Source organism: Mesorhizobium sp. USDA 3734, assembly GCF_056279665.1.
The window spans coordinates 3466062-3481754 of record NZ_JBWCCW010000001.1 but is presented as its reverse complement, the minus strand read 5'-3'; the positions used below and the strand labels follow the sequence as shown (position 1 = coordinate 3481754).

Sequence of the window (15693 nt, the reverse complement as noted above, 5' to 3'; positions counted from 1 at the left end):
CCAGGCTTGCGGATACATTACGCAATGCTGCCGAAACGATGGTTTGCTGGCCCAGCCGGCAAAATTCGGCACGCGGCTCTTGGTGATCCGGCGCGGCACTGTTAGTCTGGCGGCAACTTAAAACACTGAAGCGCCTGCTGCGTCCGTCATCGGTTCGCGCGGCGCCGGAAGGAACGACAGTGGAAGACCACGACACCGGCGCCGGCGCGCCGGAGGTGGGCGTGTCCAGCACTTCCCGGGGGCCATCTGGCCCGGGGACCGCCAGCTGGCAGCAACGCCGCCCGACGGAGCCCCGCTCCGCAGACGGGCAGGCGGGCGACGCGCCCCAGAAGGGCAAGCCCAAGAAGCGGCGCAAGCGAAGGCGCGGGCGCAAGGTTTTTGCGCGCGACGACGCGCGTCCGGAGAATCGATCGCCGGCACCAGGCAAAACCGGTGCCCCGGCGGCGGAAGCGCACAGGCCGGCGGAATCGGTGGCCTCGCCCGCCGCTGTGGTGGCGCGTCCCGAACAGGGCACCCGTCGGCCGCCAGTGTACGAGCTTCCGGTGTTTGCGGCGCTTGACCTCGGCACCAACAACTGCCGGCTGCTGGTCGCCGTGCCGACGCGGCATGGCCAGTTCCGCGTCATCGACGCCTTTTCGCGCATCGTCCGGCTGGGCGAGGGGCTCACCGCCAATGGCCGGCTCGGCCAGCCGGCGATGGACCGCGCGGTCGAGGCGTTGAAGATCTGCGGCGACAAGCTGCGCAACCGCAAGATCCGAAAAGCCCGATTGATCGCCACCGAAGCCTGTCGCACGGCCGACAATGGCGTCGAGTTCCTCGACCGCGTCGAACGCGAGGCCGGCCTGAAGCTTGAGATCATCGATCGCCAGACCGAAGCGCGGCTGGCGGTTTCCGGCTGCGGCTCGCTGGTCGAGCGCGACACGCAAGGCGTCGTGCTGTTCGACATCGGCGGCGGCTCCTCCGAAATCGCACTGATCGATCTCGCCGGCCGCCGCTCGCCAAGGCTCGCCAACCATATCGTGTCGTGGACCTCGCTGCCCGTCGGCGTCGTCTCGCTGGCCGAGCGTTTCGGTGGCCGCACGGTGACGCGCGAGATCTTCGCCGCCATGGTCGACGATGTCGCCGGCCGGCTGGCCAATTTCGACGGTCGCGACCGGCTGAGCCATCTCAAGGCGAGCCCAAATTTCCATCTGCTGGGCACGTCCGGAACGGTGACGACGCTGGCCGGAGTGCACCTTGACCTGGAACGCTACGACCGCCGTCGTGTCGACGGGCTGTGGATGGACCGCGACAGCGTCGACCGCATGGTCGAAAAGCTGGTTGGCTGGGATTTCCAGCAGCGCTGCGCCAATCCTTGCATCGGTGCCGATCGCGCCGATCTGGTGCTGGCCGGCTGCGCGATCCTCGAAGCGATCCGCGCCGTGTGGCCGTCGGAGCGATTGCGCGTCGCCGATCGTGGCCTGCGCGAAGGCATATTGAGCGAACTGATGGCCGATGACGGCGTCTGGCGCAATGATGGACGTGTCAGGGCATGATTCAGTGAACAGTCGACCCCCACTCCGTCAAGCTTCGCTCGACACCTCTCCCCCGATCGACGGGGGAGAGGAAAGGCGCGGGCTTATGCGGGCTGGCACCCTTCCTCTCCCTCCGGAGGGGGGAGCGGTGGCGCTGCGAAGCAGCGACGGAGTGGGGGAAACCGTTCACGAAACGCGCAGACGTGGAAAAACGACCACAACTCGGCGAGCGAGAAAACTCGGACAAGAAATCAGGCAATGACCAAGAAACCGGAAAAACCAGGGTCTGCCAGCATTCGCGTGCTGAAGACGCGGATCAAGAAGAAGAGCGGCCTGAAGGAATCGTCGCGCCGCTGGCTGCAGCGCCACATCAACGATCCCTATGTCCAGCGCTCCAAGGCTGACGGCTATCGCTCGCGCGCGGCCTACAAGCTGATCGAGATCGACGACAAGCACCATCTCCTGAAACCCGGCATGAAGGTGATCGATCTGGGCGCCGCCCCCGGCGGCTGGTGCCAGGTCGCCGCCGCCCGCACGAAATCGACGGCCGACAAGCCGCATGTCATCGGCATCGATTATCTCGAAATGGACGCCGTGCCCGGCGCGCCGGTGCTGTTGATGGATTTCCTCGATCCGCTGGCGCCGCAAAAGCTTGCCGAGGCGCTGGGTGGCGATCCGGACATCGTGCTGTCCGACATGGCGGCACCCACCACCGGCCACAAGCGGACCGACCATATCCGCACCATGCATCTGTGCGAGGTGGCGGCCGACTTCGCGCTATCGGTGCTGAAGCCGGGCGGGCATTTCCTGGCCAAGACCTTCCAGGGCGGCGCCGAAAACGAGCTGCTGTCCATGCTCAAGAAGAACTTCCGTTCCGTCCATCACGTCAAGCCACCGGCGTCACGCGACGAATCGGTCGAGCTCTACCTGCTGGCTAAGGACTTCAAGGGGCGAGAGTCCGGTCCGCCGCCAGGCGGATCGGAACGTCCGGTGGACGTTCCGAAGGACTCGAGCGCCCGGAGCCATGGCGAAGGGCCGGGGGAATACGAAGACTGACAAGTCAACCCACCGCCGGTCCGCCGCCAGGCGGATCGGAACGTCCAGTGGACGTTCCGAAGGACTCGAGCGCCCGGAGCCTTAGCGAAGGGCCGGAGGACGCCGAAGACTGATCTGCCTAGCTAGTGCGACGGCCGCCTCACTCCCCCGGCGATCTCGCCGCTTGCAATGTCTTGGGTGTGGTCAGCCGGCCATGCCCGGATACAGCGTTGCCGGCATCGGGCGCCAGCCGGATGAAGGACAGCGATGCCGCCGCCGAGACCACTGCAACGATGAAGAAGGCAATGTGGAAGTCGTCCAGCGACAGCGGGCCGCCATGGACTGACGTCGACACTTCCAGGATTCCGCCGGCCAGCGCCACGCCGAGCGCGATCGACAGCTGCTGGAAGACCGCGGTAATCGGCGTCGCCTTGCTGGTGTCTTCAGCCGAAACCTCGGCATAGGCGAGCGCATTGACGCCGGTGAAGAACATCGAGCGGATGAAGCCGCCGACGAGCAGCATGGCCAGCATGAGCAGATAGGGTGTGTCGGGTGTGAACAGGCCGTTGATGGCGATCGAGGCCGCGGCGACCAGCGAACCGACAACCAGCACGCGGCGGAAGCCGGCGACGCGGAAGATCAGCGCGGTGACGAATTTCATGCCGATGGCGCCGATCGCAGAGACGAAGGTGATCATGCCGGATTGGAATGGCGTCAGCCCGAAGCCGATCTGGAACATCAGCGGCAGCAGGAAGGGCACGGCGCCAATGCCGATGCGGAACAGCCCGCCGCCGAGCACCGAGGAGCGGAACACCTGGTTGCGAAACAGATCGAGCGCCAGCAGCGGGTTTTTGGCGTGGCGCGCATGCAGCAGATAGAGCGCGCCCGACAGCAGGCCAACGGCTACGGTGATGACACCGACGATTGGCGGCAGATAGGGCAAGCTGACCACCGACAGGCCGAACACCACGCCGGATGCCGCCAGCCCACTCAGCACGAAGCCGATGAAATCAAGTGGCGGGGTCTGCGCGGGTTCGGTCTCCGGCAGGAAACGCGTCGCCAGCCAGATGCCGACCAGGCCGATCGGCACATTGATCAGGAAAATCCAGTGCCAGGTGAAATAGGTGGTGATGAAGCCGCCGACGGGCGGCCCGACCAACGGCCCGACCAGCGCCGGAACGGTCAGCCAGGACATTGCCGCGACGAGTTCGCTTTTCGGTGTCGCACGCACCAGCACCAGCCGTCCGACCGGTGTCATCATGGCGCCGCCAATGCCTTGCAGGAAGCGCGACACCACGAAAGCCGGCAGCGAACCGGAAAGCGCGCAGGCGATCGAGCCGACGATGAAGACCGCGATCGCGGCACGAAAGATATTCTTGGCGCCGAAACGGTCGGCCATCCAGCCGCTGATCGGAATGAAGATCGCCAGCGATACCAGATAGGCAGTCAGCGCGAGCTTGAGCGCGATCGGGCTGGTGTGGATGTCGATTGCAATCGCCGGCAGCGATGTGGCGATAACGGTCGAATCCATGTTTTCCATGAAAAGGGCGACCGCCAGTATGAGCGGGATGGTGCGGTTCAAGGAACGCGTCCAGACTTGAATGTTGCGTTGCCGGTTGCATGTCGGCCTTGAGGCGGGCGGTTACCATGCCTTCGCCGGGATGTCGCATTAATTTGCTGTCACTTTTGTGCGACCGGCAACCACAGGTGGCATCTCTTCGCCGAAAAGTCACCTTTCCGGGAGTGTGAAATCATCGGCTTTTCATCGGCGCCTGGACGTGGTACCAGCCAGCGCCAATCCTGAAAGGGAAGAAACGAGTCGGCGCTGTCCATTCCGGTCCAGCGCTTTTTTGTATTCCGAGGGCTGGCCATGGCAAAAATCATCGAAACATCCACCGGCGCATTGGCGCTGACCTTTGATGACGTGCTGTTGCAGCCGGGTCATTCCGAGGTCATGCCCGGCGAGACCGATGTCCGCACCCGCATCGCCGGCGACATCGACCTCAACGTGCCGATCCTCTCTGCGGCGATGGACACCGTCACCGAGGCGCGGCTTGCCATCGCCATGGCCCAGGCTGGCGGCATTGGCGTCATCCACCGCAATTTCTCGCCGGCCGAACAGGCCGAGCAGGTGCGGCAGGTCAAGAAATTCGAATCCGGCATGGTGGTCAATCCCGTCACCATCGGCCCCGACGCGACGCTCGCCGACGCACTGGGCCTGATGCGCAGCTATTCGATCTCGGGCATTCCGGTGGTCGAGAACGGCGGCAGCGGCGGCCACAAGATCGGACGGCTTATCGGCATCCTGACCAATCGCGACGTGCGCTTTGCGTCCGATCCGGCACAGAAGGTCCATGAACTGATGACCCGTGACAACCTGATCACGGTCAAGGAGAACGTCGACCAGGATGAAGCCAAACGGCTTCTCCATCAGCACAGGATCGAAAAGCTGGTCGTTGTCGACAGGCAGGGCAATTGCGTCGGGCTGATCACCGTCAAGGACATCGAGAAGTCGCAGCTCAACCCGCACGCCACCAAGGACGCGCAGGGCCGCTTGCGCGCCGCCGCCGCCACCAGCGTCGGCGATGACGGTTTCGAGCGCGCCGAACGCCTCATCGATGCCGGCGTCGACCTTCTGGTGATCGACACCGCGCATGGCCACTCGCAGCGCGTGCTGGACGCGGTGACGCGCGCCAAGAAACTCTCCAATTCGGTCCGCATCCTGGCCGGCAACGTCGCCACCGCCGCGGGCACGCAGGCGCTGATCGACGCCGGCGCCGACGCCGTCAAGGTCGGCATCGGTCCAGGTTCCATCTGCACCACCCGCATCGTTGCCGGCGTCGGCGTGCCGCAGCTCTCGGCCATCATGTCGGCGGTCGAGACGGCGCACAAATCAGGCGTCTCGGTGATCGCCGATGGCGGCATCAAATATTCCGGCGATCTGGCCAAGGCTCTCGCCGCCGGCGCAAGTGCCGCCATGATCGGCTCGTTGCTGGCCGGAACCGACGAAAGCCCGGGCGAGGTCTATCTGCATCAGGGCCGCTCCTTCAAGGCGTATCGCGGCATGGGCTCGGTCGGCGCCATGGCCCGCGGCTCCGCCGATCGCTACTTCCAGGCCGAGGTTCGCGACACGCTGAAACTGGTCCCGGAAGGCATCGAAGGGCAGGTTCCCTATAAAGGACCTGTGTCTGGCGTGCTGCACCAGCTTGCAGGCGGGCTGAAAGCCGCTATGGGTTATGTTGGTGGCCGCGACCTTGCAGATTTCCGCGAGCGCGCCACTTTTGTGCGCATATCCAATGCCGGACTTCGTGAAAGCCACGCCCATGACGTCACGATTACCCGCGAAAGCCCGAACTATCCCGGCGGAGTCTGACCAGTACGGGCTCGGGCGGAGCCTGACGGCGACGATCCTGCGGCTGTCGCGCCATGTGGGCGCGCTCTGTTTCCTGTCGGCGGTGGTTTTCATCGCCATGACGGCGCTGGAATTCGTCTACTTCCGCCAGTTGAGCGGTGGCTTGCCGTCACTCGATATGCGTATTTTCGGGTTCACGCCGGACGAAGGCATGGCCTGGCTGACGGCGCTCGGCCGACGCGGTGGCGAGATCATACTGGTCTGGCACTATCTGACCTTCGATCTGCTGTTCCCGGCGCTGCTGTCGGTGACGCTGGTGAGCCTGATCCTGGCCACCGGTCGGCGATTGAAGGCTTTCCGAGTGCTGCCGGGGCAGTTGCAGTCGATCTTCGCGCTGATTCTGGTGCTGCCCTACACGCTTGCCGACTACGTCCAGAACATCGCGGTAGCGCGCCTTCTGTCCGATTTCCTGTCGGCGAACCCGGACTCGCTGTCTTTCGCCTCGTCGCTGATCGTCACCAAATTCGCGCTTCTAGCCATCCCGGCGATCGTCATTGCCGCCTTCTGGCTGGCAGGCCAGAAACGCCAGGCTTGATGCCGCACGCAAAGCCCGACCGGGCAGGGGGCACTTCATGAACCAGACCACGATCTTCTGGCCCGTTCTGGCGCATGTACTACTGATCTACATCGTCTACGGCGTCCTGGGTCGGCGCAGATACGGTGCAATCAGGTCAGGCGAAGCCAAGCCCGGCCAATACAAGGTGCGCTCGACCGAGCCGGCTTCCAGCACCACCGTCGCTGCCAATCTAAGCAACCAGTTCGAACTACCGGTGCTTTTCTATGTGCTGTGCCTGACGCTGCACGTCACCAACGGCGTCAACTATCTGACACTGGCGCTGATGTGGATTTTTGTCGCGTCGCGCTATTTCCATGCCTGGGTTCACCTGACCAGCAACAATCTGCTGCTGCGCAGCCGCTCTTTCTTCGTCGGCGCGGTGATTCTCTTGCTGGGATGGATCTGGTTCGCGCTGCATCTGCTCGGCGTGGTTTGAACCGCGCCGCCTTCGCTAGCCTTCACCCTGGTGGGAGAAGGGAAGGCCGCGCGCCGACAGGCGCCTAAAGATCAAACACGGCGATCTTGCGCTTGTCGAACTTGATGCCGATCTCGCCGCGCACCAGCTTGAGCGCCGCCTCGCCGAACACCGCGCGCCGCCAGCCCTGCAGGGCCGGCACGTCGGCATCCTCGCCTTCGGCGGCGATACGGTCGATGTCGTCGCTGGAGGCCAGCACTTTCGAGGCGACGCCTTCCTTTTCGGCGATGATCCGCAGCAGCACCTTCAACAGTTCCGCCGCGGCGCTCGAGCCCTCGGGCGGCTGGAAATTCTTCGGCAGTTTCGGCATCTGCTCCTTGGGCAAGGCAAGTGCGGTGTTGACCGCGCCGAGCAGCGCCGTCGCCGTCGAGGAGCGCTCCCAGCCCTTCGGCGTCGTGCGCAGCTTGCCAAGGGCTGCCGCGTCGCGCGGCGCCTGCTGCGCCACCTCGTAGATCGCGTCGTCCTTGAGCACGCGGCCGCGCGGCACGTCGCGTTCACGCGCCTCGCGCTCGCGCCACGCCGCCACGCCCTGCACGATCGCCAGTTCCTGTGGCTTGCGCAACCGCATCTTCAGCCGCTTCCAGGCGTCCTCGGGGTGCGGATCATAGGTCTCGCGCGAGGTCAGGACCTCCATTTCCTCGTTGAGCCAATGGGCGCGGTTTTCCCGCTCCAGTTCGGCGTTGAGGTGCTGGTAGACCTCGATCAGATGGGTGACGTCGGCCAGCGCGTAGTCGAGCTGCTTGTCGGAAAGCGGCCGGTGGCGCCAGTCGGTGAAGCGCGATGACTTGTCGAGCCGCGCGCCGGTGATCCGCTGCACGAGCTGATCGTAGGAAACACTGTCGCCGAAGCCGCAGACCATCGCCGCAACTTGCGTGTCGAACACCGGATGTGGAACCAGATCGCCAAGGTGGACGATGATTTCGATGTCCTGCCTGGCGGCGTGGAAGACTTTGACCACCGCTTCATTGGCCATCAGCTTGAAGAACGGCTTCAGGTCGATGTCGGGCGCCAGCGGATCGATCAGCGCCGTTACGCCGGGTGCGGCCATCTGGATAAGGCACAGGATCGGCCAAAAGGTCGTTTCTCGAATGAATTCGGTGTCGACGGTGACGAAATCCGACTTTTCGAAAGCGGCGAGAACGGTCTCGAGTTCTTTCTGGGTGGTGATGACGTTCATCAAATCGCTTTTGGCAGGAGTAAGGTCTTCCTAGATTTCAGCCGGCGGGGCTTTCGTCAAGCTTTGGCGCCATCGTCACGACTCCGTAGGCCCGTCGGAATCGCTGTTTCTCCTGGCCAGCCGTGCGAAAACCGTCGAGGTGCGCAACAGCGCGGTGAAGCGGCTGCGCCTGCCTGCCGGCACGCTCGATCGGGCCTGCATCCGGTAGAGGATGACGGCGATGAAGATCGCATAGACCACGGCGCTGAACATGAACAAAGCGCTCGGTCCGAAATATTGCATCGCCGTCGAGGCGGCGAACGGCCCGCCAATGGCGCCGAAGGAATAGAACAGCATCAAGGCCGCATTGATCAGCACGAACTCGCCCGTGTCGGCACGATCGTTGGAATGCGCCGCCGACAGCGAATAGAGCGGCATGGCGAAACAGCCGAAGATGAAGATGATGACGAAGTTGAGCAGCGGATTGCTGCCGGCAATGAAAACAAGCGCCAGCGCTGAAACCATCGCGCAGCAGGTCGTTATCAGCAGCACCCGGCGCCGGTCCCAGCGGTCGGAGAGGTAGCCGAGCGGATACTGGATGATGGCGCCGCCGAAGATGCCGACGCTGACGAAGGTGACGACATCGGCGACCGACATGCCGATCTGCTCGGCATAGACCGGCGACAATGTGCGAAAGGCGCTGTTGGTGACGCCGACGGCGATGCAGCCGAAGCAGCCCAGCGGCGAAATCCGCCAGACGCGCGCCAGGTCGAGCTTGACGTCCTCGGGCGGCGTCGGGTTGGAGCGGTCGCCGAGCGAGACCGGCACCAGCGACAGCGTGATCATCATCGACATGATGGCGAAGATGGCGAAACCGCCGGCGCCGAAGACCGGGATCAGGAACTGGGCGCCGGTCACGGACCCGGTGTCGACCATCCGGTAGATCGCCAGCACACGGGCGCGATCCTTGTTGGCGACGCCGGAATTCAGCCAGCTTTCGACGATGGTGAACAGCCCGGCGAAGCAGAAACCGCCGGCAAAGCGTACCGCGCACCACATCACCGGATCGAGAACCAGCACCAGCAGCAAGGTGCCGACCGAGGCGATCGCCGCCAGCGCCGAAAATGCCCTGATATGGCCGACCGCCTTCATGATGCGGGTGATGGCCAGGCAGCCGAGCAGGAAGCCGGCGAAATAGAAGGTGCCCATCAGGCCGATGTCGGAGGCCGAAAACCCTTCCTGCGCGCCACGCAGCGCGATCAGCGTGCTCTGCAGCCCGTTGCCGCCAAGCAGGATGCCGGCGGCGAGAAGGAGCGGGATCAATGGGCGGATGGAGGACATGAAGGGTGATCACGTGTCGGTGATCCCTTCTTGGACCATCGCCTTGGCCAATGCCAGCGGCAATTCCCGGCGGTATGGGGCCCAACAAGGGTTATCGGCGCCTCAGTTTGGATTTCGGCCTTGGGGTGGTTGGTTCGCGGGCGCGGTCAGACCCGCAATCTGGCCACGGCCTCCATCCGCTCTTGAAAGACCTCATGCAACCGAGTGAGGAAGGCCCGCACGGCCGGGTTGGTGCGGCGGCTTTCCGGCCAGAGTGCGGTGATATTGTGCCGCTCCACAGCGAATTCGGACAGCACCGGTACTAGCTCGCCACGCGCCACATAGGGCGCTGCAATAAAGGTCGCGCTGATGCCGATCCCGCCGCCGGCCGCGAGTGTCGCGACCAGCGCATCGCTCATGTCGACAACGATGCCGGACGGCGGCACGATCTCGATCATTCGATCGCCGATCCGAAAAGGCCAGCGCAAAGCCTGGCCCGTGCTCTGGTAGCGGAGGTTGACGGTGTCGTGCCCCTCCAGTTCGTCCGGGTGCATCGGGGCGCCACGCGCTGCCAGATAGGCTGGCGATGCGAAGGCGCAGAGCCGATGCGGTGCGAGCCTGCGCGACAACAGCCGCGAGTCTGCGAGGTCGCCAATGCGTACCGCGATGTCGATCCCTTGCTCGATGATATCTACGATCTGGTCGTTCAGCCGCAGATCTACCGTCACCTTGGGATAGAGCTTGCGGAACGCCGGCAGCGCGGGCGCTATCACATGGAGGCCGATCGGCAGCGGCGCTGCTATCCGCAAGGTGCCTGAAGGCTCGGAGCGCGCCGTCATTGCGACCTGCTCTATCTCTTCCACATCGCGCAGCAGTCTGAGCGCGCGCTCATGCAGCTCGCGGCCCTCTGGCGTGAGGGTCAGCGAGCGGGTCGTGCGTGTGAAGAGCGAAATCCCCAAATGCTGTTCGAGCCGCTGCACGCTCTTGCTGACGGCCGAGGGCGAGATCGACAGGGAACGGGCAGCAGCGGTGTAGCTCCCGGTCGACCCAGCACGGGCGAATGCGACCAAGCCAGTCAATCGATCCAAAGCGATATGTTCCTTCATGGGACTATTGAAACGAATTCCGCAGCAATTAACAACCTTGCGCCTTGGACATATGTGCCTTCAGCAATGATGCTGTCCCATGGAGGTTCCTGTGAGCGATATAATGAAGGCGGTCCGGCTACACGTATTCGGCGGTCCCGAGGTGCTGCGCTATGAAGATGCGCCGAAACCTGAGCTAGATTCGGGCGAGGTGCTCGTCCGCGTTCACGCCATCGGTATCAATCCTCCCGACTGGTACCTGCGCGACGGGTACAAGATGCTTCCTCCCGAGTGGCAACCGCAGGTGTCGTTTCCCATCATTCCGGGAACGGACATATCGGGGGTTGTCGTAGCGGTCGCCAAGGATGTTGAGATCTTCTCCGTCGGAGACGAAGTGTACTCGATGGTTCGCTTCCCCGTGGGCCTTGCGGGGGGCAGCAAGGCTTATGCCGAGTATGTCAGCGTGCCGGCGTTGGAACTTGCGCTCAAGCCGGCCGGCATTGATCATGTGCATGCCGCCGGAGCGCCGATGTCGCTGCTCACCGCGTGGCAGTTCCTGATCGAGTTGGGGCACAATGAACCGAACCCGCTTCAGCCGAACCAGCATGAGCCGGTGCCACTCAAGGGGAAGACCGTCCTGGTAAACGGCGCCGCAGGCGGTGTGGGGCACTTCGCCGTGCAAATAGCAAAACTGAAAGGTACGCACGTCATCGCCGTGGCATCGGGCAAACATGAGTCGCTGCTACGCGATCTCGGCGCCGACGAGTTCATCGACTACACCAAAACGCCGCCCGAGGACGCGGCGCATGACATCGACCTTGTCGTCGATGCCCTTGGCGGACCGAGCACCGGTCGTTTCCTGCGCACGCTGAAGCGCGGCGGTGCATTGTTCCCAGTGTTCCCCCTGGGCTTCTCCGCTGCGGAGGAGGCCGAGAAGCTGGGCGTCACGGTTTCAGCCACCCAGGTCCGTTCGAGCGGGGCTCAGTTGAGGGAAGTCGCCCGCTTGCTCGATGACGGGACGATCCGCGTCGTCCTGGACAGCGTCTATCCGCTTGCCGACGCTCGCAAGGCCCACGCGCGGGCAGCCCAAGGGCACATTCAAGGCAAGATCGTGCTCAACGTGGATTGAAGGCCGAAGCTTGAAGGATCGTCCTTTCGCTGGCGCCTCGTCGCGAAAGTGACAGCTATGGAAGAAGCAGCTTGATGACCACGGACGCAAAGATCTGCCAAGGAACGACGGCTTGGTTTGAGATGGTGGGAACGTTGATGAGCGAGATGGCTTCGCAGTCCGGACTTTCGCCAGAACTCAATCTTTCGCTGGTTGAGCGCTACACTGACGGAGTCGAACTGTCCGAAGGCCTTGTTCAAGGCCTTCGCTTCGACATCCTCAGCGGCAAGCCGTCGTTCAGGGTTGGGGCGCGGCGGGACGAGTGGGCGGACGTGATGATCGGGATAACGGCCGCGGCGGCGCGGAAGTTGAACAGGCTACGCAGCGCCGATCCGAACTATACCGCCGCGCTCGAAGGCTTTTTGAGCACGGGTGAGATGCGGGTGCAGGGCGACCCTTCGCGCATGGGTGGCTGGCTGAACGCGGTGCACGATCGGATCGTGAAGCGTACAATTTAGCGCGCGAGATGGGGACGGAACTTCTGCCTGAACTGCTGATCGCGGATTATCCTCACCAGGAAGACTGGAGGGAGTAGAGGAGAGCAACGTGGAGGCGTGCTCCCTTTGCAATCTTGTTCTCGGAAGGCGACCGTCTTGCAACGATCACTTTGATCCGGGCACTGGCGCTGAACGACGGCCGCTTTCGGATTACCTCCCATCCGTGCGGAACGCCGACTGGGGGTCGAAATCCGAAGTTCAAACTGAGATGCTGCCCAAGACCGCTTGCCTTGACAAAGGCGGCCTCTCATGCGCTTTTCGCGCAAATTTCGAGCCGGCCCGTCGGCCCCGTAACCCAGCACCCCGGACTTTACCAATGACAATGCACCGTTACCGCAGCCATACCTGTGCCCAGTTGAGGAAGAGCGACGTCGGCTCGACCGTTCGCCTGTCGGGCTGGGTGCATCGCGTGCGCGATCATGGCGGCCTGCTCTTCATCGACCTGCGCGACAATTATGGCCTGACCCAAATCGTCGCCGATCCGGACTCGCCGGCCTTCAAGGTTGCCGAGACCGTGCGCGGCGAGTGGGTCATTCGTGTCGACGGCGAGGTCAAGGCGCGCTTGCCCGAGACCACCAACGCCAATTTGCCGACCGGCGAGATCGAGATTTTCGCCCGCGAGATCGAGGTGTTGTCGGCGGCCAAGGAATTGCCGCTGCCGGTGTTCGGTGAGCCGGACTATCCCGAGGATATCCGCCTGAAATACCGCTTCCTCGACCTGCGCCGCGAGACGCTGCACAAGAACATCATTGCGCGGACAAAAATCATCGCCGAGATGCGCAGGCGCATGACGGATGTCGGCTTCACCGAATTCTCGACGCCGATTCTCACTGCGTCGTCGCCGGAAGGCGCGCGCGACTTCCTGGTGCCGTCGCGCATCCACCCCGGCACCTTCTACGCGCTGCCGCAGGCACCGCAGCAGTACAAGCAGCTGATCATGGTGTCGGGCTTTGACCGCTACTTCCAGATCGCGCCATGTTTCCGCGACGAGGATCCGCGCGCCGACCGTCTGCCCGGCGAATTCTACCAGCTCGACCTCGAAATGAGCTTCGTCGAGCAGGACGACGTGCTGTCGACCATGGAACCGGTCATGCGCGGGGTCTTCGAGACCTTCGCCAATGGCAAGCCGGTGACGCAGAAGTTCCAGCGCATTCCCTATGATGTCTCCATGCGCAAATACGGTTCCGACAAGCCGGACCTGCGCAACCCGATCGAAATGCAGGCCGTCTCCGAGCATTTTCGCGATTCCGGCTTCAAGGTGTTCGCCAACATCCTGGCCAACGACCCGAAGGCCGAGGTATGGGGCATTCCGGCCAAGACCGGCGGCAGCCGTGCTTTCTGCGACCGCATGAATTCCTGGGCGCAGGGCGAGGGCCAGCCGGGGCTGGGTTACATCTTCTGGCGCAAGGAGGGCGACAAGCTCGAAGGCGCCGGCCCGCTCGCCAAGAACATCGGCGAGGAGCGCACCGAGGCGCTCCGCCTTCAGCTCGGCCTTGCCGATGGCGACGCCGCCTTCTTCGTCGCCGGCGATCCGAAGAAGTTCGTCTCCTTTGCAGGGGCTGCGCGCACCCGCGCCGGCGAGGAGCTGAACCTTGTCGACCGCGAGCGTTTCGAGCTGTGCTGGATCGTCGACTTCCCGTTCTTCGAATGGAACGAGGAGGAGAAGAAGATCGACTTCGCCCACAACCCGTTCTCGATGCCGCAAGGTGGTATCGACGCGCTCAATGGCGAGGATCTGCTCGGCATCAAGGCTTTCCAGTACGACATGGTCTGCAACGGCTTCGAGATCGCCAGCGGCGGTATCCGCAACCATCTGCCTGAAACCATGGTCAAGGCATTCGAGACGGTCGGACTGGATCGCGCCACGGTCGAGGAGCGCTTTGGCGGCCTCTACCGCGCCTTCCAATATGGCGCGCCGCCGCATGGCGGCATGGCTGCCGGCGTCGACCGCGTCGTCATGCTGCTGCTCGGGGCGAAGAACCTGCGCGAGATCACCATGTTCCCGATGAACCAGCAGGCCTATGACTTGTTGATGAACGCGCCCTCGGAAGCGAGCCCGCAGCAGCTTCGCGACCTGGCACTGCGCGTCGCGGTGCCCAAGAGGGACGCCTGATCGCGCTCTGGCGATGCTTTAAAGAACCGCCCGAACCGATTCTTTCGATTCGCTAATCCCATAAAAAAGCCCGGCATCGCTGCCGGGCTTTTCGCATATCGGGATCGCTTCGATCAGTCTTCGTTGGCCTTGACGGTGACGCCGAGCGTCTTCGGCAGGTCGAGCGGGTTGGACATGGCGCCCGCCATGATCAGCGCGAACGGCACCGATGCCGGCGGCTCGGCCGAGACTTCGAGGCTCTTCGGATCGTCGAGATACTTGCTGACAGCGGCCGTGACCTGTGCCGTCAGCTCGGGATTGTTGAGCTGCGCCATGCCGAACGGCACGATCGCCTTGGCCTGATTGGCGATGTCCTTACCGGACATGCCTTGCTGCTTGCCGACATAGTCCAGCACCTTGTTGGTCAGCGAATCGTCGTCGAAGCGGATCGAGGCGCTGTTGAACGAAAGCTGCTGCAACAGGCCGAGCATCGCCATGCCTTGCGCCGAATTGTCGGCGCCTTCAGGCTGTGCCGCCATCTTCTTCTGGGTTTCCTGCAGCGACTTGATGAAGTCCATCGTGTAGCCGCCGAGATCGAAGGTCATGCCGAGCGTGCCGGCATTCTCGACGGAGATGTCGTATTTCGACAGTTCCATCTTGCCGTCCGAAGGCTGCCAGGTGCCGGCCATCTCGAGATTGCCCGCGATATTCTGGTAGCCGAGCGCGTTGATGACTTCCTTGGACTTGGGATCGTCGACCAGCGTCAGGTCAGCGTTGAACTTTTCCGTGGTGGCGGTGAATTCCATCGCCTTGCCGTCCGCCGGCGGCGTGATCTCGATGGCAAGGCCGTCCATCGAGAAGGCGGTCTTGTCGGCGACCTTGACGGTCATGTTCGAGAGCTCGGCGGACTTGTACATCATCAGCGAGCCGAGCGGGCCGGTGGCGCCGTCGGCCGGAACGGTCATGTCATGGATGACGAAGGGGCTGAGATCGAGGGTGACGCCGTCCTTGCTGTGCGCGAAGGCAGCCGTCGACACGGTGGCAATGTCATAGCCGCCATTTGCCTCGGTGACGCCTTCCAGCTTGACGTCGCCGATGGTGAGCGCTTCCTTTTCCGCAGCCGGCTTGATGGCAACGCCCTGCAGCACCATGCTGGTGTTGTCGCCGGTCACGCCGGTCCAGGTGATGTCGACGCCCTGGGCGGAAAGTGCCGCCTTCAGCCGGTCGGCAACCGCCGCATCCTGTGCGAGGGCCGCATTCAGCGGCAGGGTGAGCAAAAAGGTCGAAAGAGCGAATTTCCTAAGAGTTGAGCGTTTGATTGTCATCGCAAGGTCCCTGAGAGTGTCCTGAAATTGTTTTTCAATTCTTTGCGCCGTCACCATT

The 15693-nt window shown here is 63.4% G+C and carries 13 protein-coding genes; 8 read left to right on the top strand and 5 right to left on the bottom strand.

Translation table 11 applies throughout. The features are described from left to right. Nucleotides 1–98: 98 nt before the first annotated feature. Together ACZ89F_RS17090 and ACZ89F_RS17085 are read left to right on the top strand one after the other, a co-directional pair. Complete coding sequence (locus ACZ89F_RS17090) at nt 99–1535, top strand: Ppx/GppA phosphatase family protein (protein WP_476097301.1); 1437 nt, start codon at nt 99–101, stop codon at nt 1533–1535. Between the two features lie 237 nt (nt 1536–1772). Continuing rightward, nucleotides 1773–2570: an RlmE family RNA methyltransferase gene (locus ACZ89F_RS17085; protein ID WP_476093080.1), complete on the top strand. Its 798-nt coding sequence runs from the start codon at nt 1773–1775 to the stop codon at nt 2568–2570. A gap of 139 nt (nt 2571–2709) precedes the next feature. Here the strand turns inward: ACZ89F_RS17085 and ACZ89F_RS17080 are convergent, their stop codons facing one another. Next, nucleotides 2710–4131 (bottom strand): MFS transporter, encoded by a 1422-nt coding sequence (locus tag ACZ89F_RS17080; protein WP_476093079.1) that lies wholly within the window; start codon nt 4129–4131, stop codon nt 2710–2712. Nucleotides 4132–4419: 288 nt separating this feature from the next. Here ACZ89F_RS17080 and guaB point away from each other — a divergent pair, with 288 nt between their 5' ends. From guaB to ACZ89F_RS17065, 3 genes are read left to right on the top strand one after another with little or no spacing between them, the layout of a single operon-like run. Continuing rightward, entirely contained in the window at nt 4420–5922 is a 1503-nt protein-coding gene (gene guaB / locus ACZ89F_RS17075; protein WP_476093078.1) for an IMP dehydrogenase, read from the top strand. Further along, entirely contained in the window at nt 5873–6496 is a 624-nt protein-coding gene (locus ACZ89F_RS17070) for a hypothetical protein (RefSeq protein WP_476093077.1), read from the top strand. The genes guaB and ACZ89F_RS17070 overlap by 50 nt, the downstream gene beginning before the upstream one ends. A gap of 37 nt (nt 6497–6533) precedes the next feature. Further along, nucleotides 6534–6953, top strand: a complete 420-nt coding sequence (locus ACZ89F_RS17065; protein ID WP_476093076.1) for an MAPEG family protein — start codon at nt 6534–6536, stop codon at nt 6951–6953. A gap of 64 nt (nt 6954–7017) precedes the next feature. Here ACZ89F_RS17065 and rnd read toward each other — a convergent pair whose 3' ends face one another. The 3 genes from rnd to ACZ89F_RS17050 all read right to left on the bottom strand — a co-directional run bounded on the left by rnd (nt 7018) and on the right by ACZ89F_RS17050 (nt 10574). Continuing rightward, entirely contained in the window at nt 7018–8169 is a 1152-nt protein-coding gene (gene rnd, locus ACZ89F_RS17060; protein WP_476093075.1) for a ribonuclease D, read from the bottom strand. A gap of 75 nt (nt 8170–8244) precedes the next feature. Beyond that, nucleotides 8245–9489 carry an MFS transporter gene (locus ACZ89F_RS17055; protein WP_476093074.1) on the bottom strand — a complete coding sequence of 415 codons (1245 nt, stop codon included), beginning with the start codon at nt 9487–9489 and terminating at the stop codon, nt 8245–8247. 146 nt (nt 9490–9635) lie between these two features. Then, nucleotides 9636–10574: a LysR family transcriptional regulator gene (locus tag ACZ89F_RS17050; protein ID WP_476093073.1), complete on the bottom strand. Its 939-nt coding sequence runs from the start codon at nt 10572–10574 to the stop codon at nt 9636–9638. Nucleotides 10575–10677: 103 nt separating this feature from the next. Here ACZ89F_RS17050 and ACZ89F_RS17045 point away from each other — a divergent pair, with 103 nt between their 5' ends. From ACZ89F_RS17045 to aspS, 3 genes are all read left to right on the top strand, one after another. After that, entirely contained in the window at nt 10678–11682 is a 1005-nt protein-coding gene (locus ACZ89F_RS17045; RefSeq protein ID WP_476097300.1) for an NADP-dependent oxidoreductase, read from the top strand. A gap of 74 nt (nt 11683–11756) precedes the next feature. Beyond that, nucleotides 11757–12179 (top strand): hypothetical protein, encoded by a 423-nt coding sequence (locus ACZ89F_RS17040; protein ID WP_476093072.1) that lies wholly within the window; start codon nt 11757–11759, stop codon nt 12177–12179. Nucleotides 12180–12540: 361 nt separating this feature from the next. Next, on the top strand, nt 12541–14331 hold the full coding sequence (aspS, locus tag ACZ89F_RS17035) for an aspartate--tRNA ligase (RefSeq protein WP_476097299.1): 1791 nt from the start codon (nt 12541–12543) through the stop codon (nt 14329–14331). Nucleotides 14332–14444: 113 nt separating this feature from the next. Here aspS and ACZ89F_RS17030 read toward each other — a convergent pair whose 3' ends face one another. Beyond that, a complete protein-coding gene (locus ACZ89F_RS17030) occupies nt 14445–15635 on the bottom strand; it encodes a hypothetical protein (protein WP_476093071.1) in 1191 nt (396 codons plus the stop codon). Nucleotides 15636–15693: the final 58 nt, after the last annotated feature.

Bases quoted from the DNA above. Each gene is read 5' to 3' on its own strand.
- ACZ89F_RS17040 (WP_476093072.1), top strand. From the start codon at position 11,757: ATGACCACGGACGCAAAGATCTGCCAAGGAACGACGGCTTGGTTTGAG.
- aspS (WP_476097299.1), top strand. From the start codon at position 12,541: ATGCACCGTTACCGCAGCCATACCTGTGCCCAGTTGAGGAAGAGCGAC.
- ACZ89F_RS17050 (WP_476093073.1), bottom strand. From the start codon at position 10,574: ATGAAGGAACATATCGCTTTGGATCGATTGACTGGCTTGGTCGCATTC.
- ACZ89F_RS17065 (WP_476093076.1), top strand. From the start codon at position 6,534: ATGAACCAGACCACGATCTTCTGGCCCGTTCTGGCGCATGTACTACTG.
- ACZ89F_RS17055 (WP_476093074.1), bottom strand. From the start codon at position 9,489: ATGTCCTCCATCCGCCCATTGATCCCGCTCCTTCTCGCCGCCGGCATC.
- ACZ89F_RS17070 (WP_476093077.1), top strand. From the start codon at position 5,873: ATGACGTCACGATTACCCGCGAAAGCCCGAACTATCCCGGCGGAGTCT.
- ACZ89F_RS17045 (WP_476097300.1), top strand. From the start codon at position 10,678: ATGAAGGCGGTCCGGCTACACGTATTCGGCGGTCCCGAGGTGCTGCGC.
- rnd (WP_476093075.1), bottom strand. From the start codon at position 8,169: ATGAACGTCATCACCACCCAGAAAGAACTCGAGACCGTTCTCGCCGCT.
- ACZ89F_RS17030 (WP_476093071.1), bottom strand. From the start codon at position 15,635: ATGACAATCAAACGCTCAACTCTTAGGAAATTCGCTCTTTCGACCTTT.
- ACZ89F_RS17085 (WP_476093080.1), top strand. From the start codon at position 1,773: ATGACCAAGAAACCGGAAAAACCAGGGTCTGCCAGCATTCGCGTGCTG.
- guaB (WP_476093078.1), top strand. From the start codon at position 4,420: ATGGCAAAAATCATCGAAACATCCACCGGCGCATTGGCGCTGACCTTT.